The 23,002-nt window shown below is 60.1% G+C and carries 18 protein-coding genes; 6 read left to right on the top strand and 12 right to left on the bottom strand.

The genetic code is table 11. The features are described 5' to 3' along the window. Positions 1-34: 34 nt before the first annotated feature. Positions 35-253: a BON domain-containing protein gene (locus tag H1B37_RS15460; protein WP_182867567.1), complete on the bottom strand. Its 219-nt coding sequence runs from the start codon at positions 251-253 to the stop codon at positions 35-37. 392 nt (positions 254-645) lie between these two features. After that, entirely contained in the window at positions 646-1,260 is a 615-nt protein-coding gene (locus H1B37_RS15455) for a PEP-CTERM sorting domain-containing protein (protein ID WP_182867566.1), read from the bottom strand. Between the two features lie 203 nt (positions 1,261-1,463). On the opposite strand from H1B37_RS15455, the gene H1B37_RS15450 reads away from it, so the two are divergent. The 3 genes from H1B37_RS15450 to H1B37_RS15440 are packed head-to-tail and all read left to right on the top strand — an operon-like array spanning position 1,464 to position 6,315. Next, positions 1,464-2,096 (top strand): sigma-70 family RNA polymerase sigma factor, encoded by a 633-nt coding sequence (locus tag H1B37_RS15450; RefSeq protein ID WP_182867565.1) that lies wholly within the window; start codon positions 1,464-1,466, stop codon positions 2,094-2,096. Then, a complete protein-coding gene (locus H1B37_RS15445; RefSeq protein WP_182867564.1) occupies positions 2,093-5,047 on the top strand; it encodes a serine/threonine-protein kinase in 2,955 nt (984 codons plus the stop codon). Before H1B37_RS15450 ends, H1B37_RS15445 begins: the two co-directional genes overlap by 4 nt. Further along, on the top strand, positions 5,044-6,315 hold the full coding sequence (locus tag H1B37_RS15440) for a hypothetical protein (RefSeq protein WP_182867563.1): 1,272 nt from the start codon (positions 5,044-5,046) through the stop codon (positions 6,313-6,315). Before H1B37_RS15445 ends, H1B37_RS15440 begins: the two co-directional genes overlap by 4 nt. A 113-nt stretch (positions 6,316-6,428) precedes the next feature. On the opposite strand, the gene H1B37_RS15435 is transcribed toward H1B37_RS15440, so the two are convergent. Beyond that, positions 6,429-7,322 carry a phosphatase PAP2 family protein gene (locus H1B37_RS15435; RefSeq protein WP_182867562.1) on the bottom strand — a complete coding sequence of 298 codons (894 nt, stop codon included), beginning with the start codon at positions 7,320-7,322 and terminating at the stop codon, positions 6,429-6,431. A 351-nt stretch (positions 7,323-7,673) separates the two neighbouring features. On the opposite strand from H1B37_RS15435, the gene H1B37_RS33865 reads away from it, so the two are divergent. Beyond that, complete coding sequence (locus tag H1B37_RS33865; RefSeq protein ID WP_286177790.1) at positions 7,674-8,438, top strand: hypothetical protein; 765 nt, start codon at positions 7,674-7,676, stop codon at positions 8,436-8,438. 622 nt (positions 8,439-9,060) lie between these two features. Here the strand turns inward: H1B37_RS33865 and H1B37_RS15425 are convergent. From H1B37_RS15425 to tkt, 3 genes are read right to left on the bottom strand one after another with little or no spacing between them, the layout of a single operon-like run. Next, on the bottom strand, positions 9,061-9,507 hold the full coding sequence (locus H1B37_RS15425) for an ExbD/TolR family protein (protein WP_182867561.1): 447 nt from the start codon (positions 9,505-9,507) through the stop codon (positions 9,061-9,063). Positions 9,508-9,511: 4 nt separating this feature from the next. Further along, positions 9,512-9,928 carry an ExbD/TolR family protein gene (locus tag H1B37_RS15420; protein WP_182867560.1) on the bottom strand — a complete coding sequence of 139 codons (417 nt, stop codon included), beginning with the start codon at positions 9,926-9,928 and terminating at the stop codon, positions 9,512-9,514. Between the two features lie 5 nt (positions 9,929-9,933). Beyond that, a complete protein-coding gene (gene tkt / locus H1B37_RS15415; RefSeq protein WP_182867559.1) occupies positions 9,934-11,979 on the bottom strand; it encodes a transketolase in 2,046 nt (681 codons plus the stop codon). A gap of 275 nt (positions 11,980-12,254) precedes the next feature. On the opposite strand from tkt, the gene H1B37_RS15410 reads away from it, so the two are divergent. Beyond that, the gene (locus H1B37_RS15410) at positions 12,255-13,205 is read left to right on the top strand and encodes a hypothetical protein (protein WP_182867558.1); all 951 of its coding nucleotides are present in this window, start codon (positions 12,255-12,257) and stop codon (positions 13,203-13,205) included. Between the two features lie 668 nt (positions 13,206-13,873). Here H1B37_RS15410 and H1B37_RS34425 read toward each other — a convergent pair. The 5 genes from H1B37_RS34425 to H1B37_RS15385 all read right to left on the bottom strand — a co-directional run bounded on the left by H1B37_RS34425 (position 13,874) and on the right by H1B37_RS15385 (position 20,553). Beyond that, a complete protein-coding gene (locus tag H1B37_RS34425) occupies positions 13,874-15,724 on the bottom strand; it encodes a methyltransferase (RefSeq protein ID WP_182867557.1) in 1,851 nt (616 codons plus the stop codon). Positions 15,725-15,779: 55 nt separating this feature from the next. Then, complete coding sequence (locus H1B37_RS15400) at positions 15,780-16,616, bottom strand: class I SAM-dependent methyltransferase (RefSeq protein ID WP_182867556.1); 837 nt, start codon at positions 16,614-16,616, stop codon at positions 15,780-15,782. Further along, positions 16,613-17,818: a BtaA family protein gene (locus tag H1B37_RS15395; RefSeq protein ID WP_182867555.1), complete on the bottom strand. Its 1,206-nt coding sequence runs from the start codon at positions 17,816-17,818 to the stop codon at positions 16,613-16,615. Before H1B37_RS15395 ends, H1B37_RS15400 begins: the two co-directional genes overlap by 4 nt. 47 nt (positions 17,819-17,865) lie before the next feature. After that, complete coding sequence (locus H1B37_RS15390; RefSeq protein WP_182867554.1) at positions 17,866-18,771, bottom strand: UDP-2,3-diacylglucosamine diphosphatase; 906 nt, start codon at positions 18,769-18,771, stop codon at positions 17,866-17,868. A gap of 135 nt (positions 18,772-18,906) precedes the next feature. After that, the gene (locus H1B37_RS15385) at positions 18,907-20,553 is read right to left on the bottom strand and encodes a serine/threonine protein kinase (protein ID WP_182867553.1); all 1,647 of its coding nucleotides are present in this window, start codon (positions 20,551-20,553) and stop codon (positions 18,907-18,909) included. Positions 20,554-20,886: 333 nt separating this feature from the next. On the opposite strand from H1B37_RS15385, the gene H1B37_RS15380 reads away from it, so the two are divergent. Further along, positions 20,887-21,960 carry a cytochrome c family protein gene (locus H1B37_RS15380; protein ID WP_182867552.1) on the top strand — a complete coding sequence of 358 codons (1,074 nt, stop codon included), beginning with the start codon at positions 20,887-20,889 and terminating at the stop codon, positions 21,958-21,960. A gap of 233 nt (positions 21,961-22,193) precedes the next feature. On the opposite strand, the gene H1B37_RS15375 is transcribed toward H1B37_RS15380, so the two are convergent. Next, positions 22,194-23,000 (bottom strand): segregation and condensation protein A, encoded by an 807-nt coding sequence (locus tag H1B37_RS15375; RefSeq protein ID WP_182867551.1) that lies wholly within the window; start codon positions 22,998-23,000, stop codon positions 22,194-22,196. Positions 23,001-23,002 lie beyond the last annotated feature (2 nt).

Genomic DNA, 23,002 nt, shown 5'->3' with positions numbered 1-23,002 from the left:
CGACGAGTCCGTTCGGGTAAGCCGAGACGGACGACTACCCGACCACGGTGATTTCATTGACCACTGATTCTCCTCCCGGAACACTCCGCGCGACGACGGCACACAGCAGCGCATCGTCCCGGGTGGCAACTTGACCACGCAGTGTCAGTTTTCCGTCTTCGACAGAACAGGAAAAACCTTTGACCTCAACGACACGCTCCACCGACGCCTGAACGCGCCGGCAAAGGTTTTCAAGAGTGGAATCAGCGATCACGAATGGAACTCAGGAGAAGGGGCAAATGGATGAAGACGAAACGCAGGCGGGCAAATCCCCCGGCCGTCTCCGGGCACAACCTTACCCTTAGACGCGTCATCGGATCGGGAAATCACGCACATCGGATCAGGATTGCGGAAAATACTCGAAACATCGACGGCCGGTCGAAGGTGGCGAATCTCCGCCAATAAGCCGACCCGCCCCTCGGCGGTCGTGCGGTTTTGGGAATTCTCCCTCCCCGGCAGGAAGCGTCGCGCGTGGCGAGGGGAGGTTCGATTCGTGGCGTTTGAGTTAATCCGAGCCACAACGAACCCTTCCTGCCCCGAGCGCAAACTTCTTCACGACCCTCCCAGAAGGAGGGTTAAGGGCGTGAGCCGCTGCCAAAGCAGTGGCTAAGCAAGCCGCGACCTCTTCCGCCTACAGACGAAACAGACGCCTCCCAGGCCGACCACCAGAAGCAACCCTGAGGGCTCGGGGATTGCTGTCACCGATGCGTAGGAGATCGAGCCGATGATCGTGCCCGGTACCGGGCCGGTGTCGGCGTCGAACGTGGCTTCCAGGGTGCTGAGCATGCCGCCGGCGTCGTAGCTGAGCTGCGTGATCGTGAAGTCGGCCCTGTATTCATTGGACCCTCGGTTTGCGACGGCAAAATCGAATCCGGGAAGGACTTCGGGAAACGGATTCCGGACCGCATCGGTGTAGTTGCCGACCGCCAGCGGTGTGCCCAACTGAGTGGAAGAGAACCGGACCGCGACACGTGTTCCGTCGCTGCGGTTCAAATTAAAGTCCAGCACGGACGATTGGCCGTCGATCGGAAACAGCTGAGCGATCGTAATCACGCCTCCTTCATTGGAGTCAAAACGGATCGTTTCGGTCTGTCCTTGCGTGACAAATTCCCCCGCCGATCCCTGGTACATCACCGTCGCAACGGCCGCGTGGGAGACGCCGGTCAGCGCCAGCGTGCAAATCGAGACGACATCTCGGATACGAAGCCATTGTCCAAACATCGGTTGCAACCATACGATTCGAGAAGCGTGCTCCGTCAGGCAGCTCCTAAAGGGTAGTTCTGGCACTCGCCCGAGTAAAGCAACACCGGAGGACCGCTGCGACACGCCGCCAAAAAAACAAAAATCCCCGTGACAGGTGATGATCCGTCGGGCCAAAATCATCAATGGTGTTTCGCCCAGTTTTTCCAACGTGGTCAACCCCGATGAGCAATCTCATCACCAGTGAAGCGAATCAACTGCTCGCCGGAGCACAGAACGGCCAAGGCGATTGCCTGGGCCGCTTGCTGCAACTGTATTTAAATTATCTGAAACTGATCGCGCGGACGCAGCTCGATCAAAAACTGCAAGCCAGGACCAGTGCGTCGGATGTCGTCCAGGACACGCTGCTGGAAGCCCATCGGGATTTTTCAAAGTTCCGCGGCAGCTGTCCCGAGGAATTTCTCGGCTGGCTGCGCAAGATCTTGATCAACAACCTCGGGCACATCATCCAACGACATGTGTTGGCAGAGAAACGAGACGTCCGCCGCGAAATCTCACTCGATGACGTCGGTGCCACTTTGGAGCGGTCGACGGCGCGGCTGGTCGCCATCATCGCCGATCCGGGACAAACCCCCAGCACCGACGCGCAAAACCACGAAGCGAGTCTGCTGTTGGCCAATGAACTGGCAGAGCTGCCCGACGACTATCGCGAGGTGATCCTGTTGCGACACATCGAAGGGCTCGCCTTTCCCGAGGTCGCGGCGCGGATGGAACGATCCGCCGGTGCCGTGCGGATGCTTTGGATGCGGGCGATCGCCCAGCTCCGCGTCCGGCTCGAATCGCGAGGTGTGTTATGAACCACGTCGTGACCAATCACAAGCCGACCGTGCGACCTGACGAGGGGCCGGATGTTTTGAACCACGGCGTCGCCGCAACGCTGGCCGCCAATCCTTTGGATGCCCTCACGCCGGAGCAACAAGAACGGCTCTCGGAGATTCTCGAAGCCTACCTGGATGGGCTGGAACAAGGCCGCCCCAGCGATCCCGACGCGTTGATTCAAGACCATCCCGAATTGGCCGAGCCGCTGCGTTGGTATTTGCGCGGGCTGGACTTTGTGCATCACGCCACCGCGGAACTGGGGCCGAAAGAACCCTCGGAGGATCCTGGCAACGCCAGCGAAAACGAACTGGGTGATTTCGAGATCCTTCGCGAAGTCGGACGCGGCGGCATGGGCGTGGTCTATGAAGCGCGGCAGAAGTCGCTCGGTCGGCGGGTCGCGCTGAAAGTGTTGCCCTTTGCCGCCGTTTTGGACCGACGCCAGATCATTCGGTTTAAAAACGAAGCGCAGGCTGCCGCCCAACTGCACCACCCCCACATCGTTCCCGTCCATTCGGTCGGATGCGATCGCGGCGTCCACTACTACAGCATGCAGTTCATCGACGGCCAACCATTGGACAAAGCGATCAGCCAGCTGCGGCAGTCACGTGACGCGCGGCGCGACGACGCCGATGCATCGGGCAGCACCGTTCCGATCGGTGTCTTTTCCACGCTCCGCAGCATTCGGTCCCACGGCCACATGACCGCCGCCGCCGAATTGATCCGCCAAGCCGCCACGGCGATCGAACATGCCCATGAATTCGGCGTCGTGCACCGCGACATCAAACCGTCCAATTTGTTGATCGACCAACAAGGCAAACTGTGGGTGACTGACTTCGGGCTCGCCCGTTGCCAAAACAGCATCACCATCACGATGACGGGGGATCTGTTGGGGACGATCCGCTACATGAGCCCCGAGGCGGCGGCCGGCCGCGGCAGCTTGGTCGACCATATCAGCGACGTCTATTCACTCGGCGTCACCCTGTACGAACTTTTGACCTTGGAACCGCCCCACGACGCCACCGATCGCGTGACGATGCTCGATCAAATCCAACGTCAACACCCCGAACGGCCCAGGCGACTGAATCCGGCGATCCCGATCGACTTGGAAACCATCGTGCTCAAGGCGATCCAAAAACCGCGGGATGATCGTTATCAAAGCGCTGCCGCGATGGCCGAGGACTTGGCGCGATTCCTGGCCGGGAAACCGCCGCTGGCCAAACGCCCCACCGTCATCGACTACGTCTCGCAGTGGGCCACCCGCCACCGCACGCTGGTCGCGTCGATCGTCGCCGCGCTGGCCCTGACCACGTTGACCGCCGGCAGCGCCGCGATGCTGCTGTCCAACGAGAAAAGCCGTACCGAAGCGGCGCTTCAGACCGCCGAATCGAATTTCCAACAGTCACAGCTGAACCTGCAAAAAGCGATCGATGTCGTCGACCGCTTCGGAATGCGACTGGCCACCAAGCTGGCCGGCGTCCCCGGGACCGAGACGGTTCGCCAATCGATCCTGCAAGAAACCTTGGCCGACTATCAATCGTTTGCCCAGCAGATGGACGGCGACGCCTCGATGCGATTCGCCCTGGCCCTGTGCAACACCCAAATGGCGTCGATGCATCGTCAACTGGGACGGTTTTCCGAAGCGGTCACCTGCTACGAAACCGCGATCGGGCTTTACCAAGCATTGCTCCAAAGTGACGAACAAAAAAGCGCCCCCAATCACGCCCGGATCGGCCATGATCTTGCCGTCTGTCACAACAACCTCGGCGAACTCGCGTTCCAGCAAGGCGACTTTCCCAAAGCCGAACGGGAGTACCAGCGGGCACGCCAGATCATCGACTCGCTCGACACCGCCGACCAAGACGACTTGAAAATCAAGCATCTGCGGATCGCCGCCCTGGTCAACGTCGGCAACCTGGAACGCGCCGTCGGAAACGCCCTGCAATCACGTCGGACGTACGAAAACGCCATCGACATGCAATCGGAACTGATCGAAATCGATCCCGACAACGCAGAATACCAACGCGAATTGGCCGTTTCCTATGCGCAGTTGTCGTTCCTATTTGCCAGCAATGATTTGGACGCCGCCGACCGCTACAACCAACTGGCGATCGCCCTGCACAAGAAGCTCGCCGAGCGGCGCCCGCACGACTTGGCGGCGCTGTCCGAATTGGCCACCTGTTACAACCACCGCGGCGCGATCTTCAACCGCCGCGGGCGGACCGACGAGGCGCTCAAGGCCTATCAGGAAGCCATCGATGCCCAACAGGTGCTGGTCATGCGTGCACCGACGTCCAGCCGCTTTAAAGAACAGTTGGCGGTCGCCCACAACAACCTGGGCCAAGTCGTGTTGTCGTCCGAGGCGGCGCCCGCCGACGCGATCTCGCATTTCAAAAAGGCCGAATCCTTATTGAACGAGCTGGTCAGCACGTCGCCCCTGTCGCCGCATTACCGAGCCCAACTCGGCGGCGTGCTTTCGAATCTGGCTCCACTTTTAGAGAATTCTGATCCCCAGTCGGCGCGAAAATACTACGATGATGCAATCGAGCACCAACGTTGGGCCGTGGAGCGTTCGCCGCAAGTTCATGACTTCCGGGTCTGGCTGAACGCCAGCTATGTGAAGTACGGACGGTTCTGGAAACGCCAAGGTCAATCCGACCAGGCGGGTGAAGTCGCACTGCAGCGGCGCGAACTTTGGAGCGATGATCCGAATCATTTGTATCGAGTCACTCTCGAGCTTGCCGAAGCTGCCGTCGGCGACGGTGAATCAACCTTGTTGCCACGTCAGCGTTGGATCGACGAAACGGTTCAAACGTGGCAACTGGCGGTTGCTGCGGGACTGAAGGATCTCGAGTCAAAACGAAAGGATCCGACCTTACAAAAGGTCATGCGGTTTGCCGATCAATTCACATCTGTCGAACCATCCCAATGACCCCAACACGTCATCTGTCCGACCAACGTCGAAAGCGAAACGGCCGTCACCGTAGCCGACCGCTGATGTTGGAACGTCTTGAAACGCGTGACCTGCTTGCCGGGCCCGACTTCGAAACGGTCGACTTCATGGTCAGCCTGGCGTCCAATCATCCGTCGATTCCCAACTACCAGACGATGGTGGTGCGACTGGAACCGGTCAACGGACGATCCAACGACACCCTGCGATTGATTGTCGGACCGATTGTAGCCGCGCCAGGCGATCGTTTCGCGTCAGAAAACGTCTGGGCCGCCCAGGACGATTGGTTGCTCCGGTCGGCGATGATCGATGCGATCTTGTCCGACGGTCGTTTCGCGGCTGCGTTGGATTCCGAGTATGACTTGTCCAGCCGTGATTCGATCTCGATCGAAATCGATCGTGGCGACGGCGTGCTGGATTCCTACCCGTTTACCGACCCGGCCGATAGCGGATTGTCGCCGTTGGAGATCATCCCCAGCCCCGTGATGCCCTCCCTTGCACACGTACCGACGATCGAACCGTTCGCACCCGACGGTGGAGAACGTGGGGATCAAGCGATTCGTTCCACGCCCAAGACGCTGCCTCGCAAACTGACCTCGCATTCCATCGAATCGGGATCGGTTAAAACGCCGGTCGACCGATTGACGGATCAGTTGCCAGGTGAAGGCGAAGTGATTCGATTGTCGACGACATCTGAATTGGTCGCAACCGAGCTGGATCCGTCGACGATTCGATTGCCGAGTGAATCAAAGTTCATCGTCACCAACATCCAGCGTCTCGCGCCGCAAGGGGAGGACACCGAGGCGCGTTGGGACGAAGCCTCCGCGGCTGGTCAGGACAAAGAATCGATCGTCGACTCGGAAGGCCTGCGTCCGGGAGTGATTCGGGCCGATGCAGCGGACGCCGCCCACAGCGAAACGCCCTTGTTCGCGGCTGTCACGTCGCCGGAAGTTGCTTTGGTGTTCGAATTCGGCGGTTCACCCGATGACGCCATGGCCGGTGTCGCGGGATCGGTTGCCCTGGACCCGCCGATGGTTGAACCGTTGGACACATCATCTCCGGTGCCGGTCGAGACCGTGGCGTTTGCCGTAGACGACCAGGATGCCGTCATTGCCGAAACCACTGACACCCGTGCCCGCGTCCGCAGATTGGCCGCAGCGCCGGCGCTGCTGATCGTCGCCGGGGCCGTGTGGACTAAAGTGCGAAGTCGCCGCGCCCAGGGCCGAACATCACACCGAGTGAAGAATTAACCCTCCCTGGAAGGGAGGGTGAATCCGACACATCGCTTCCCCTCCCGGACTGTCCCAACCCGATCACATCCGTGGGTTCACGCTGCCATCGGTGGGCTTTTTCGATTCACGCTCTATGCGGCAACCTTGCCCTGATCGGTGCTCTTCGCGCCTGCGCCGTCGTTCATCCGTTGACGTCGTCGTCGACGCGGTTCCGATTCGGGTTGCATTTTGTCAAACAGGTTGCCCAGCAGTCGGGGATGCAAACACACGTAGGCCCATATCAGTCCGAACGCCGCGCCGCCGAGAATGTCGCTGGGAAAGTGGGCGATGCTGGCCAGCCGTTGCAAACCGGTGCCCAAGCAGATCGCCGCGAACAACCAACGTCCACGGGGCAGAACCATCCATAACCCTACGGTCAGCGCCGTCGCCGTCGCCACGTTTCCGCTGGGAAAGGCACGGGTGCTGGCGTCAAAGGTGGCGACCTGCGAAAGCGTCCAATCGAACGCCCACAGCCAGGCCGAATCGATCGACGCGACGTCCAAGTTCAACCCCGTCGGACGCGGTCGCAACACAAACATCTTGGCCAACGTTGCGATCGCTCCGGCACCGAGTGCGAGTGTGGCCAGTCGAGGCAGGTGCCAACGACACTGCGGTGCCATCAAAAAGATCCCGATCAGGACCAAGAAGATCCCGCTGCCGTGTGAGAAGATTTGCATCAATTCCAACCCGCTGCGAAACTCTCTGGGCAGCGGGTCTCTGGCAAACCATCGTGCGACGGAGATGTCCATCAGCGTGACCATCGGCACCGACAGCAACAGCATGCCGGCAAACCACAGCAGCGCGTTGACGCGAAAGGCGGCCTTGGATGTTTCCGTCTGTGGGTAGACCAAACGCACCGCTGGGGTTTGCCCGACCGACGGGGATTCCGGTGCCGCGGGGGCCTGGGAATCCGAACCCGGCTCCGCTGACGATCGCGGCGGTTCGTCATCGCGAAAAGACTCGTCCAGTGGTGCTGCAGATCGCATCAGCAAAGCTACTCTGAGGCAGGGAACGGTGTCCGTGAAACATCGGTTCGTGAAACAGGCTTGGCGGATTTCAATCCGGTTCGCACAGGCCCATCTCGTCTGACGGCGAACACTACCCAAATCGTCGATCGCAGCGGAAGACGCATTTTGCCCGGCGGTGCGTGATCGCCGGGCGTCGTTTGATGGCAAACGATGCGATCCGTTTAAACAGTTTTAGTCAACTTTGACGGTTGCGTTGACGATGACGACCGTAGACACGGCGCGTCCGTCGCCTGTTGTCGGTTTGGATCACAAGGCGTGCGAGAGCTTTTGGCAAAGGATTCGCAAGCGATTTCGTTTCATGGGATAACGATGATGTCACGCGTGTTTGGATGGTTACTGGTTGGATGGATCACGGTCTCCTTGACGGGATGCGTCGGGCCGATGGGAGCCGGATGTTGCGGCCCCATGGGCGGACCGGGGTTCAGCGGCGGTTGCGATTCCAGTTGCGGCGACGCTTCCTGCGGCGGATGCAACGCCTGCACCGGATGCGGCGAACTGTACGTCGACCCCTGGATCAACCATCCGGCCGATTGTGTCGATCCCTGTGATTCCTGCGGCAACTACAACGGGCAAAGCTGCGGTCAGTGTCGATCCGTGTTCACCGGCATTCGCACCCTTTGGGGATACCGCTGCGGTTGCGACCCGGGGCCGATGTCGACGACCCGGCGTGGTTTCGCACCGAGTTGTTCCAGCGGCTGTGATGGATGCGACAGCTGCATCGTCGAACCGGCCTGCGGCTGCGAAGGAGCCTGTGACTGTGGCGTCATCGAACCCGGTTGTGGCTTCGAGCCGGCGTGCGGCATTGAACCCGGATGCGGCTTCGAGCCGGCCTGTGGGTGCGAAGGGCCCTGCAGTTGTGAACCCGCCTGCGGTTGCGAAGGCGGATGCAATTGCGGCGGCGTGGTGACCGAGAGCTACGGACCGCCGTCGGGCGAAGTCATCATCGAGTCGCCTGATCAGGCCGCGATCCACCCCACCGTCAAACCCTACGCCCCGCATCGCACGCGAAAGATCTTCAACCCCCGCACCGAAACCGCCTCACGAGGCGGGTTCTTAAACGAGTATCGCCGCTAAATCGCATTGTAGAACCGTTGTCCCCAACTGTTCCCCCGTGACCGCACTGCGGTCACCCGCCGTGCTCCTCTCAGCCGAGACGGCTGAGGGGGAACAATTGAGACAATGGTTCTACACTGGTGCGGTCATTGTAGAACCGTTGTCCCCAACTGTTCCCCGTGACCGCAACGCGGTCACCCGCTGTGATCCTCTCAGCCGAAACGGCTGAGGGGGAACAATTGAGACAATGGTTCTACACTGGTGCGGTCATTGTAGAACCGTTGTCCCCAACTGTTCCCGGTGGCCGCACCGCGGTCATCCGCTGTGATCCTCTCAGCCGAAACGGCTGAGGGGGGAACAATTGAGACAATGGTTCTACACTGGTGCGGTCATTGTAGAACCGTTGTCCCCAACTGTTCCCCCGTGACCGCAACGCGGTCACCCGCCGTGGTCCTCTCAGCCGAGACGGCTGAGGGGGAACAATTGAGACAATGGTTCTACACTGGTGCGGTCATTGTAGAACCGTTGTCCCCAACTGTTCCCGGTGGCCGCAACGCGGTCACCCGCCGTGGTCCTCTCAGCCGAAACGGCTGAGGGGGAACAATTGAGACAATGGTTCTACACTTCGCCCCGCTCGCCACGCTTACTCTGCCGCGGTGGCGTACAGAACGCGGTCGGCGCCGGCGGCTCGGGCGGCGTCGTAGGCGGCCACGGTGCGTTCCATCGTGACCTCGGACTCTGGATCGATGATCACCGGCGGCTGCACGCCCAAGGCGATGACTTCCGCCAAACGCTCTTGCAGCACCTCGGTCGATTCGACCGGTTGGCCGCCGAACTCGATGACCGGCAATCCGCCACGCACCAACAGTTTCACCACGATTTCGTCGAACGCTTCGACCGGCGGCGGCTGGTCCGTGTTGGCCTCGCTGCCACCGGCGGGGACTTCCGCAAGCGCGCTCGGCAGATCGTACTCCGGCGTTTCGAAACTGCTGGTCCAAACAAAGAAGATCAACAACAAAAAAACGACGTCAATCATCGGCGTCATTTTGACTTCCAGCGAACCGGTTCGATCGTGACGCGGCAATCGCATCGCCCTAGCCCTCTTCCTTGACGGCCAATTTGATGTCCAGCAGGCCCTGCTCGGACGACGCTTTCAAGATCGGTTCGACCGTGCCGTAGGGCACCGCGCCGTCGGTGCGAATGCGGAGCGATGCCGATTCGCCGTCGCGGCGGACGACATCGGCCAGGATCTCGTTCAGCCCGGCGAGGTCGACGGCGTTTCCACCGACCATGATCTGACGCTCGCGATTGACCGTGATCGTCAACGACACCGGATCAACACTCAGCGGCTGATGAGTCGCTGCGACAGGCAACTCGACCGGCAACCGCGATTCTTGACGCGCCAGGTGACTGGACACCAGAAAGAAGATGATCAGCAGAAACACGACGTCGATCATCGGCGTCATGTTGGCACCGGTGAAGGGACGGTTCTGCTGATTCGGGATCTTCATCGGCCTCAGCCGCCGGCGGCCGCGACCACGGCGTCTTCGTTGATGCCGAAGTGCTCGTAGACCTCGGCGTAGGGTCCGCTGGCCCCATAGCCGGACATGCCGACAAACTTGCCTTGCAGTCCGATCCAGCGGTCCCACGACATTCTCAGGCCCGCTTCGACGGCCACGCGGTTGGTGACTTCCGGCGGCAAGACCTGGTCCCGGTAGGCTTGGCTTTGCTCGGCGAACAGGTCCATGCAGGGCATGCTGACCACGCGGACCTTCTTGCCGGCGGCGGTCAGTTTTTCGGCGGCGGTGACGCACAGGCCGAGTTCGCTGCCACTGCCCATCAAGATGACGTCCGGCGTGCCTTCGCAATCAGCCAGCACGTAGCCGCCCTTGGAACAGCCCGAAGCATCGGCGTACTTGGTGCGGCACAGCGTGGCCATGTTCTGGCGTGACAGCACCATCGCGGCCGGATGGTCGGTGATCTGCATCGCCGTGCGATAACATTCGGCGACTTCGTTGGCATCGCCGGGGCGGAACACGTTCAAGCCTGGGATGGCACGGCAGGCCGACAGGTGTTCGACCGGTTGGTGCGTCGGTCCGTCTTCGCCGACGCCGATCGAATCGTGCGTCAGGATGTACAGGATCGGCTGGTGCATGATCGACGACAATCGCATCGCACCACGCATGTAGTCGGTGAACACAAAGAACGTCGCCGCATAGCCGCGGAGGCCCGACAGGCAGATGCCGTTGACGATGCCGGCCATCGCGTGTTCGCGAATCCCGAAGTGCAGGTTGCGACCGCCGAATTGATTGGGCAAGAAGTCACCGGCACCTTCGAACTTCAAATCGCTCTTGTTACTCGGCGCCAAGTCTGCCGAACCGCCGATCATGAAGGGGACGTTTTTGGCGATCGCGTTGAGCACTTTACCGCTGCTGTTGCGTGTCGCGTCGCCTTTCTCGCTGGCTTCGAATTCCGGGATGTCTTTGTCCCAGCCCTCGGGCAGTTTGCCGTCAAAGATCGCCTGAAGCTCGGCCGCCTTTTCGGGGTTGGCACTCTTGTAGGCCGACCAGGTTTCGTTCCATTTCTCGTACCCGGCCGCGCCGCGTTGACCGAGGTTGTTGGCGAAATGTTCGACCACGCCGTCGGGGATGTAGAACTTTTCTTCGGGCGGGAAACCGTACGCCTTTTTGGCCAGTTCGACTTCGTCCCAGCCCAGCGGTGCACCGTGGGCTCCGTGCGTGTTCTGTTTGTTCGGGGCACCCCAACCGATGATCGTCTTGCAGATGATGATGGTCGGCTTGTCGGTGCAGCTGCGAAACTTTTCGATCGCGTCGGCTAAGTTGGACAGTTCGTTGACGTCGGCGACATGCACGACGTTCCAGCCCAGGCCTTCGAATCGCTTGCCGACGTCTTCGGAGAACGCCAGTGACGTGTCGCCTTCGATCGTGATGCTGTTGTCGTCGTACAGCCAGCACAGGTTGTCCAGTTTCAGGTGACCGGCGACCGAGGCGGCTTCGCACGCGACGCCTTCCATCAGGTCACCGTCGCTGCACAGGGCGAAGACGTTGTAATCGAACAGTTTGTGGTCGTCGGTGTTGTAGTTTTCGGCCAACCACTTTTCGCTGATCGCCATCCCGACGCTGTTGCTCACTCCGGCACCCAGCGGACCGGTCGTGGTTTCGATGCCGGCGGCTTCGGCGTATTCGGGGTGCCCGGCACAAACGCTGCCGATCTGGCGAAAGTTCTTGATGTCTTCCAATTTGATCGACAGTTCGTCCAGGACCTTGCCGTCCTTGTCGGTCGCTTTAACGCCGGCCAGATGCAGCGTGCTGTAAAGCAACATCGAAGCGTGGCCACAGGACAGGACGAAGCGATCGCGGTTGGGCCAGTGGGGCTGGGCCGGATCGTATTGCATCGTGTGATTGAACAACTGATAGGCGATCGGGGCGAGCGCCATCGGTGTCCCGGGGTGACCGCTGTTGGCGGTTTGGACCGCGTCCATGCTGAGGGAGCGAATGGTGTCGACCGCGAGGGTCTCAAGATCAGTCGATGCAACACTCATTTTGCGTGGTCTATTTCGTCGCTAGAGGAAGAAGATTTCGTTTCGGTCAGCCGCAAAAGGTACCGCGTTTGTGGGGATTTCGAAAGGGTCGACGGACAACGGTCAGGCCCGCGGCCCGCTTTTCCCAGGCGAAAACCGTGATTTTTTTGAAATTCGGACCCGGATTCCGATCCCCCGATTGTCGGCGAGCAAAGCTTGCCAAACACGTCCCCCGCTCCCCCCCAACCGGGCGCGGCTTTCGCGCTTACCGATCCACCAGAACGAGCACCATCCTCATGCGTTTTTTCAACTCGGTCGTTTTCACAATCGCCGCCCTTATCACTGGTGTTACGGTCGCCACCCCTCCGTCAATCCTGGTCCCCGCCGACGTCCAGATGGCCGCCAACATTGACTTGGATCGGGTCAAGGCCAACCCGCTCGGCCAACAGTTAGTCGGCGGTTTCCAAAGTGGCATCACCGCGTCGTTGGCTGAGGACCCCGAATCGGCGTCGGCGGGGGAAATGATCGACGCACTGGGATTTGATCCCATCGCCGACGCCAAACGCATCACCGTCTTATGCAGCAACTTTGAAAACGCTCCGCAAAGCGTTTGCGTGATCCTGGAACTGCAAAAAACAACCGGCAACCTGGAAGGTTTGCTGCTGGCGATGCCCGAATACCAAAGCAGCGTTCATCGCGACTATCAAATCCATAGCGTCGTTTTGGACGGCGACCGATTGTACGGTTCGGTTCACACCGCTGCCGATGGAACCAAACGAGTCGTCGCCGGCCTGGCCGCCAAACCGGTCCATCAGGTGCTGGATCATTTCGATGGGCAAACCGGAGCCGAGTTGTCGCGTCGATTGCCGCTGGCGACCGGCAATCTGGTCGACGTCAACCTGTTTGCACTGCCCCAAGCCGCCCTCTCGGAACCGCCGTTCTCGACCGCCGCGGAAATGATCCAAACCGCCGCCGTGACGCTGTCCGACCAAGGCGCCAGCCTGCGAGCTTCGGTCAATTTCGTCACCCAAGTGGACGGTCAAGCTGAACAGTTGCGTCAGATGATCCAAGGATCCGTCGCGATGATCAATTCCATGGCACAAAACGGAACCGATCCCGGCATGGCGTTGGCCGCCAACTACCTGCAATCGGTCTCGATCAACCGCAGCGGCAAGACCGTGTCGGTGACCGTCGAAATTCCCCAAGCCATGTTGGCCGAACAGCTTTCCGCCGCGATGGGGAATTGAACGTTGATTTCGGGGTTGAGCGGTGGATGCACCGAAAACGTGAAGTCACCCTCCCTGCGGGACGTGAAATATGTTTCTGAGCGACTTTTTTTCAGTGAAGTGATGTAGCCCAACAAGACAGAGGGCATTCGCCTGTTTCGACGGACGTCGTCCCCCTCGACTTCCACCGCAGAGCGGTGCCACAACACAGCCCGGGGTCGCGAAGCGCACCCCGGGGCCTGGGACAAATGAGAATCGGAACCCCATCGGGGTTCAACAAACGACGCAATGTGAACGGACCGCGAAACGCTCGCGCGACTTGGGCGGCGCATGTTGTTCAACCCCGTTGGGGTTGCGGGGCTTGGTGCGTCTGATCTTGGGGTGCGCTATCGCGACCCCAAGCTTTGTTGTGACACGCCGCTGGCGTGCTACCGCGACGCGGTTGTGTTGTCATTGTTTCGCGCGACGCCACTCGAAGTGAAATGCACCTGCATTAAGTTGCATGTCACACAGGGAGGGTCGCGGAGGAGTGAGCGCTCGGAGCGGGGAGGGTTGATCCACGATTCGATGTGACCAAAGGACCAAAGCTTGTTCGGCAATTCACCGTTCGACCTCCCCTCGCTGCGCTCGACCCTCCTGCCAGGAGGGTTTCTTCCAAAAACCGCACGACCTCGCCGGGGAAGGGGGCGTCACTTGGTGTCTGTGCTGCTCACTTCGGCACCTGCGTTCCGGCCCTGCAAATGGAGGTTTTCAACGGCAATCACCCGCCGGCGTGTGTGCCAGATCTCGTGAACCAGAACGATGGCATAGCAAACCAGGTGGCCGGCGATCAGCCAGCCATAGTGGTCGCGAAAGCCTTCCGACAGGGCCATCCCTCCGATCCCCGTCATCGCTCCGATGATCATCGGGTGGGGGATCGTACCAAATGGAAACCGCTTGATTCGTTCGGGCGGATCGAATCCGAGTTCCGCGGAAAACAACGTCCGCCTCATCCCCAGCACCTGTGCGGCGTACCCGGCCAGTGCGAATCCTCCGATGACCAGCGTCAATGCTCCGAAGTCGCGGTCGAAGTGCATGGCATAGAGTGCCAGCAACAGGGACATCGACACGGTCTTGAAAAACATCGCATCGCGACGGAACGTGCCAAAGGAAACCGGAGTCCTTTCCTGCAACGTCCCGATGTAGATCGCGTAGTGAACGAAGCTGGTCGCGGCCAAGAAAACAGCCGCCTCGCCGACGACGGCACTGATCAACAACGCGATCGTCACGTAGGCCAGATTGGTCCAGCCGACAAAGCGTACGGTTTGTTCGAACAGACGCGTCCATGCCAACACCCAGCGGGCTTTGATGGCCGGCCACATCCCCTCGGGGCGAATCGTTTTCAAAAACAGATCTCGAGCGCGGATGTCGTACCATGTGGTCAACCGAGCCAACAGGCTTCCGTACCAACGCAACGAATGCGGAGAGGCGACGAAATGCAGCTTCAAGTTGACCCGTGGTTCGGATTGCCGTGGGTCGGCGCTGCGGGTGATGTAATGCAGTTCGCGATTGAAATCAAACACAACCGCATCACCGTGCTGAAGCCGATGACTTTCCGGCACGGTGTACTCGGGGTTTGACATCGGATAGTGCGTGGTGACTTCCAGGTTTTGGTTCAGTGCCAACATGCATCGGTACAACCTTGCCCCCGGAAAGATCGCCCAGGGGCCGTCGACGTGACCCATGTAGAACACGGTGTCCGAGGACGTCGTTTTCGGCGGGCCGGTGACGTACAACTCATTCATCCCCAAGACCGGGCGGACGTCATAGCCGCTGCCGTGAAAGGAACGGATCATCGACATCAATTGGGGCGACTCGGCCAGTCGCCGGAAGGAAGCTCCACCGGCACCCGATAGGTCGCTCTGCCACCAGTGTGTGCTTTGCGAAACGTCAACCTGTTGACCGCAGACCCAGTTCAGAATGGCATCGAAGTCGGCTTTGTCCTGGCCGTCGGTCAGTTTCGTTTTCAGCACCGCCTTGCGGGCGACCAGCAAGCGAAACGGCGATTGTCGCCAACGTCCGGCGATCACGATCAATACCGGTAGCAGCAAGAGCGAATGTTCGATGAATCGCTGCCACCAGCGCCGTGAATCCTTGTAGGTGCTTTGGAACGTCGGCTCGGCGGTCAACCAATGCGCGAGGTCTTGTCCGATGTACCCCACGGTGATCGCAGCGACGGACCACCAGAGACTAAGCGACAGCCAAGCCGCCGCTGCGGCGATCAACCCGACGGCGATCGCGTGCAAACATGCGACGCCAGCGGGGGTGGACGCGACGACCACGGCGATGTGTAACATGGCGACCAAGGCGGCTGCAATCGGACTGGTCCACGCCAGCAGCGAATACGCGCCGAACAGTCCCAAGGGAGTCGTCACCAGATGACAGGCCACATTCAGCGGACTTCGATGGCAACGCAGGAACCCACGGCACAGTCGCGTCCAGTCGGAATCGACCGACGATCGGTCGGGCGTGGGACCGCCGGACGAAGCAACACGTGACACGTCGGCCCAAGAATGATTCCGGACTGGATGTTCCAGAGTTGCCGGAGCAAGAGATTTAACCGACATCCGTAGCTCTTTTTGTCCCGACGAACAAATAGTAGGGCGCTCGAACCAGCGGCAGATAGGGCACACGCCCCAGCCGCTCGCTAAACCGTGTTGCGTCAAACTTTTGGTGCAGCATGGCGGTGTGGTCGGGGCTTAGGAAAACGTTGTCCGCACCGAACCAATGCGTCCAAAACGAACGTCGCAGCCAACCGTGCTGCCGTTGCCCCTGGGCCGCGTATTTTCGCGACACATAAAAGTCCACGACGCCGATGACCCCGCCCGGTTTCAAAATCCGATGCGCTAGTTCGATGGCCTTGAACCAGTCGGGGATCATCGTCAACGAGTAGGAGAACGTCACCAGATCGACGCTTTCTTCGGCTTGCTCCCACCGCGTCACATCGGCCAGCCAATACTGAGCGTTCGTCACGCCGGCGGCGCCGAGTCGTTCGCGGGCGACGTCCAGCAACGAGGGCGAAAGATCGACCAATTGAATCTGCCTCAACGCCGAACAACGCCCGCCCGCCCGGAGGATGTTCTTCCCGGTCCCGGCACCCAGATCGGCCCAAACCCCGGCGGTCGGAAAGTCCAGCGAGTCGATCAATTCATCGCGACCGTGCAACAAACGTGCTCGGAATGAGTCGTAATCACCGGCTTGGCCGCTATAAAAACTCTCCAGCCGCTCGGCATGTGTTTTTCCACGAACCGGGTGAGCCAACAAGTGCCAGATCACACGCAGATCGCTTGCCCAGGAAGGTTTTCCGGCGGCCGTGTTCTGGTCGGTGCATTGATCCGCCGCCGCGATCGTGCCACCTAGCCCGTTGGTTTTTGAAACACTTGTGCTGGTCATGCTGCGACACCGTTCAGGTCGGCGATATAAAAACTGCCATAGGTGTGAACACGATCGGTCAAATGCAACTCGGCGGCCAACTCCTTTTGGTATCGCAGCAAGTCACCCAGGCAGGTGGGCTTGCCATTGGATCGGACCGTCAACGGATCGACAAAGTCGACGTCCAGGGCTGCACTGCGCCACAAGATGCGAGTGTTTTCTGCCGAGCGGTCGACGATGCTCTGCCATTCGGAGGCCAACAGATCAGGATGTCGTTCGTACAACCAGTCCATGTGGTCCAGCAGGACGAATCGCGAAATCGGTTCGTCGTGGACGCGTAGAAACGACTCGACCGTGTTGTGGTGTGTGCTGACGCGATCGACCAATCCGGCGCGAAGTCGGTCGAAACCTTGCCGTGTCAGATATTCCGGACAACAGGTCGGTGTGTAGCTGCCGGTCAAATACACACGCCAAAAGTAATTGTCTTTCAGCGGGATTTTTTTAAAGACGGTTTCAATGCGATCTTGAATGAAGCGTCCGATCCCGCCGGGGTAGCCACGATCGATTTGCAGACGCTGACTTCGCGGGACGCCCAGCATCGCCAGCGTCGTGTCACGACGCAGCACCCACCGCATCGGCTTGGAAAACAGTTGTTCGGAAACGCCGCGCGAATCATAGATCTCGGCTTGCTGTTGGACCGTTTCGGCCGACAGAATTTCCAGCACTGATTCGCGCAAGCCTTTGGGGCGATTGAGGTAGCCGTTGATCATCCAGGCAAAAAAGCCGGACGTGCCGCGGAAGTAGAAACTGTTGCGTCGCGCGGTGCCGTCGAAGAAGTCGGTCCGCCGGTCCCAGATCGCGCGATCGTCTCGCCGCAGCGCCGGACGCACCCGATCGCGATACAGGGTCTTCCAATTCGGGTGAACGCCCCTGCCAAACACCTCAAAGAAGTCATCGTACCCGAGCGTCCGGATGGCGGCGATCTTGAGTTCCAGCAAGGCATTTTGCATCGCATTGACGTCGACCGCATGCACGCGCTTGGGAGCTTGCAACGCGTAGTCGAGTGCGTTGCAACCGGCCGACGTGATCACCAGCACGCTGTCGCCCGGACCCAGATCGAGTGCTTGGCGATCCAGACGCGGGTCTTCCCAACACGTGTTGTAGACCAGATTGCGTTGATGCACCGCGTCGAAGCAGCGTTTGCTAATCCATTCCTTGATCATTCCGATGGTTTCCCTGGGGGATGGTTTGATGGCTTGTTGAAGGTGTCTCAGTCGACCGAAGACACGACGCACTCGCGGTCGTGACACGGGGCCGCGTCGTCAAACAGCGGTGCATCGGCGATCGACTCCGGATTGAAATCGTCGATCGGTGGCGGGGCGGATTCTCGCCGTCCCAACTGCAACGTTTGAGAATCGCCGTAGCGGCTGACCAGTTGCAAATCGCCGTTGTGGCATTCGACCAATCCGGTGCAGTTTTCGACCCAGTCCCCGGTGTTGCAGTACAGCACCGATTCGGACCGCTTCATCACCGGCGTATGGATGTGGCCGCAGATCACGCCATCGCAATCCTTTTGCGAGGCATGGTGCATGATTTTGTTTTCGTAACGGCTGATGAATTTGACGCCGCGTTTGACCCGCCCCTTGATCACCGCGCAGGCACCGTAGGGGTTTCGGTCGTGGGCCAGAAAACGGTTCTTGATCCAGCGATTGAAACTCAGGCAGGCGTCGTAGAACGAGGAACTGCCTTTGGAGATCCACTGCGCCTTGGTTTCAAAAAAATCGAACAGGTCGCCGTGGGTGACCAGGAATCGCCAGCCATGCAGCGTTTCAAAAATGAACTCATCGGCGATGCTGACATCGGGGAACCCGGCCGGCATGACGCTGCGAAACGAGGCTTCGCGGAGGAACGAATCGTGATTGCCGGGTGTGTAGTGCAGTTGCGTCCCTTGCTGCACCAGATCGACCAAGTGGCGAATGATGCGGTCGCAGGGTTCGGTCCAATGCCAACCGGAATTGATTTTCCAGGCGTCAAAGAAGTCGCCGACCAGAAACAGTTTTTCCGGGCGGTAGCCTTGAAGAAACTCCAGGAATTCCTCCGTACGGGCGTGCTTGCATCCCAAGTGGACGTCACTGACGAGTAACGTCCGTACCGACAACGGTGAGATCCCACTCATGCCAATAACGCCTCTGCTCCTTGCGGAACCGCTCCTTGCGGAGTCGATGAACTACCGATCCCTTGAATCTGAGGCAGAGCGTATCAGAAGAGTGTTGATATCCTGTTAATGCCCGGCGCAGCTTCGCGGAAGAAGTCATTGGTTTTCCATGAGCCGCTGCTGGGCGATGTCGATCAGTGGTTTCAGGTCGGAGTTGTCGCCGTACAGTTCGACCAGGCTGGACCAGATCTTGCGGGCTTCGACGACTTGATTGTCGGCCAGCAATTGATCGGCTTCCTCCAAACGGGCGCGAACGATCTTAGCCGCGTCGCTTTCGTCGGCGGATTTCTCTTCCAGGACCGCGATCTGATAGCGTGCCGCGTTGACCGCGGTTTCGTAGTCCGGGTCGTCGCCCAGCACCGTTACCATGCTGTGGTACTTGTCGATCGCCTTGGCAAAATCGCCGTTGGCGGAAAACTCTTGCGCCTGCTTGTGCAGCAGTTCGCCCTGGTTCTTGATCGGCAGGTTGTTTTTGATTTTGATCGACAGCTGATGCAAGAACTGTTTGACGTTAATCAAGTCGATTTGTTGTTGGGCCCACTCGGCGTGCGGGCCGTCTGGGAATCGTATCAACAATTCCCGTAGCGGTTCGTCCTCGGCTTCGGCCAACGCCTTGCGTGTGTCCATCGCGATCAGCTTTTCCGCCTCGGCTCGCAGCGACGCTTCGCTGGCCGGCCAGGCGACGTAGCCCAACAGCATCAGCAACAGCACCAATCCGCCCAACAGGAACCAAGGTTGGTCGTGCCACACGACGTTGTCCGGGACCTCGTCTTCGGGTTCGATCGCGTCCAGGTCGATCACCCCCCGCCCCAACAACGTTCGCGCCTCGTCCTTGTCTTGCTGGTTGGTGACCTGCAGCGGGCTGAATCCGCTGCTGGTGTGTTCGGCGACACTGGTGCGGGACAGGGCGCGTTTGCGGACCTCGGCCAAGGCCAACTTGACCGCGGTCGCGCTGGGCGGTCGATTGGCCGGGTCTTTCTCCAGCAACCGCATGATTAATTTGTCGAACCAAATCGGGCACTGCAGTACGATCGATGCCGGTGTCGGCGGCAGTTCGCTTTGCACGTTCTCGCGGACGGCCTGCATCGTGTCCCCGCTGACCGGTAATCGCCCCGTGATCGCCTGGTACAGCAACACGCCCAGCGCGTACAAGTCGGCCGAGGCCTGCGGCGGTGCTGCCGGATTTCCGTTTCCCCCCGCTTCCGCGATCGACTCCGGCGGTTGGCGTGCGACTTGATCGATCGAAGGCGGGCGGGTGGTGCGAAACGGCGATCCGAACCGATCGATGCGCAGGTCCAATAACACGGGGGCGAATCCGGTCACGATCACCTTGTCGGGGCAAATCGCCCCGTGCACCACGCCCTGGCCGTGCAGGTACTCCAACGCGTCGGCGATCCCCTGGCCGATCTCCAGGACGTTTTCCCAGGACAGTCGGCCGGCGCGTTCGATCTGGCTGGACAGCGTTTCGCCCTCGATCAATTCATACGCCAGGTAGGCGTCGGTTTCTTCGAAGCCTCCGCCGAAACACTTCGCAATGCCGGGGTGCGACATCGTCTTCAGTCGTTCCCATTCGTCGGCCAACAACCGGCGTGCTTCCGGTGTGCTGCCAAAGGGGGCCGAGAATACCTTGACCGCGATCGCCTTTTTCAGCTGCACGTGGATCGCACGCCAAACCGAACTGGTCGACGGATGGTCGCCAAGTTTGGATTCGATTGCGAGCGGGCCGAGGCGGCTTCGGGGCATCGTGGAATTGATCGGCTGAAGAAACGCGGACGGGACAGTCGCCGTCCTCTCCGAGGTCGGCAAGGGGCAAAGCTTCGCTTTTTCGCGCGCCGAGTTCGGAGAACACGGCGACCCTCGGAACGCGTCGTCAGGTTGGCAAATTGAGTAGCGGCGCACCACTAGCATAGCGTCTGAGGGCACAAAGTGGATGGTGCGATCCAGGCGACGAGGGTTTGGCGAGATTCCGTAACGTAGGCTTCAATTCCGGCTCTTTTTCGATCCCCGCGGTCGACGCAAAAGCCGATTATTCGAATTCTGACGATCCGATCGACACCAAGACTTCCGCAACGCAACATGACCCGTCGCCACTGCATCGCCCTTGCCACACTCGTCTCTCTGACTGTCATCACAACGATTTCGGCTGACGCGCAAACCAGTTGGGTTTCGGCCGATCGCAATTCGCCTCCGGCAACCGGCCAGGGGTTGGGGCGGGCCACCCCCGCCGACCCGGCCAAGGTGGTCGGTCATGATGCCTGTGTGAAATGCCACGCGTCGGAGGTCAAGGTCTGGCAGGGGACGCCGCATGCGATGACCTTTGATCAATTGCATCGCACGCCCGAAGCCAAACAGATCGCCTCCAAGCTGGGCCTCCGCTCGATCAAACATTCCGGTCGCTGCGTTGCTTGCCACTACACCCAGCAATCCGATCCCGCCGCGACCGGCCCCGACGCATCGCCCCATGTGGTCGCCGGCGTCTCGTGCGAATCCTGTCACGGTGCCGCCAAGGACTGGCTGGATCTGCATCATCACTATGGTGGCCAGTCGGTCACGCGATTGACCGAAACGCCCGACCACCGCGCCGAGCGAATCGCAAGCAGCATCCAGGCCGGGATGCGCAATCCGACCAATCTGTACCTGGTCGCGCAGAGCTGTTTGCGCTGTCACACGACCGCGGACGAAGAATTGGTCAACGTCGGCGGCCATCCCGCCGGGTCACTCGATTTTGAATTCGTCTCGTGGAGCCAAGGGACGATCCGCCACAACTTTGTCAACAGCGACGGTAAGACCAACGCGACGCGGTCGCCCGAGCAGCTGCGGGTGATGTTCGTCGCCGGGATGATCGCCGAGCTGGAAGCGTCGTTGCGGGCAACGGCGATCGCGACGCAAAAAGCCACCTTTGCGATCACCGTTGCACAGCGCGCCGATCGCGCCAAGAAACGATTGCAAAGCGTTGCGGCCAAGGTCGACCAGCCGATCCTGAATCAGATCTTGGACGTCGTCGCGGGCGTTCGTCTGAAACTCAACAACGAAGCCGAGTTGACGGCAGCTGCAGACGAAATCGCGAGCCTCGGCTATCGATTTGCCGACCAGTGTGACGGCAACGGGCTAAGCAGCTTGGACCCGTTCATCCCGACTGGGAGGAAGTGATCCGGGCGGTTGGATGGGCTTCCAGCTTGCGATGCGATCCATCGAGGTGCGTCTATCCTTCAACGTCATCTGCGACCCATTTCGGTATGCAACTCCGCGGATCTTCGATGCATGGAGGGCAGCGCAATCCTGGGGTTACGCCCGGATTCGCTGGGGCTCATCCGGGCTCACCCCAGGCTATGTTGTGAATCGCCGTTGGCGAAATCCACCGCCCCATCCCACAACCGCTACCGCTACCGCGGTTGGCTGGGCAGGTTGGTGGCGATGATACCGTCGTTGCCGTAGTTGTCGACTTCGTTGACCGCCAAGTCTTCGCTGTAGTGGCCGGTCTTGACGATCACGATGTCCCCGGCTTCGTCTTCTTCGACCGCCGCCCCGTGGTGGCGGGTCAGTTCCAGCGTGGCCAGGAACCATCCGATCAAAGCGGACTTGTGGATGCCGCCTTCGATCAGATCCATCAGCGCGACCCGGGGGTGATCGGCAAGCTGGTTATGGATCTTCTGCATGTAGACGTGGATCGGCGTGTCGTCGTAGATGACTTCGGTTTGCGGTGGTCCGGCCGACTCGCGCATGATCCGTCCGAACGCGCTGACCAAGTCCCAGATCTCCAGGTCCGCGATCGGTTGGTCGCCGGGGTCGATCCGACGCCGCGGCAGGTCGTCGCTCATCCGTTGGTAACGCTGCTGCCAACGGCCGGCCATCTCGTCCAAGACCGCCGCGGCGTCACGGATCTCTTTGTATTGCAACAGCCGTTCGACGAGTTCCGATTGCGGATCTTCAATCTGCTCGTCTTCCTCGTCCTCCTCGACCGTTTGGGGCAGCACGGCCTGGCTTTTCAGTTCGACCAGGATGCTGGCGAACTCCAGAAAGTCGCCGATGTCTGCCAAGTCCAGTTCCTGAAGCAGCTCCAGATACTCGCCGTACTGGTCGATCACTTTCGCCAGCGAGATCTCCATCAAACTCACCTCCTGGCGGCGGGCCAGGTAGAGCAACAAGTCGATGGGACCGTTGTAAACAGCGAGTTCGACGCGGAAGGACATGC

The sequence above is a fragment of the Stieleria mannarensis genome (assembly GCF_014154935.1).
In the GTDB taxonomy this organism is placed as follows: Bacteria; Planctomycetota; Planctomycetia; order Pirellulales; family Pirellulaceae; genus Stieleria; species Stieleria mannarensis.
The sequence above is the reverse complement of the archived record's forward strand: the minus strand, read 5'-3'. Positions and strand labels throughout refer to the sequence as shown.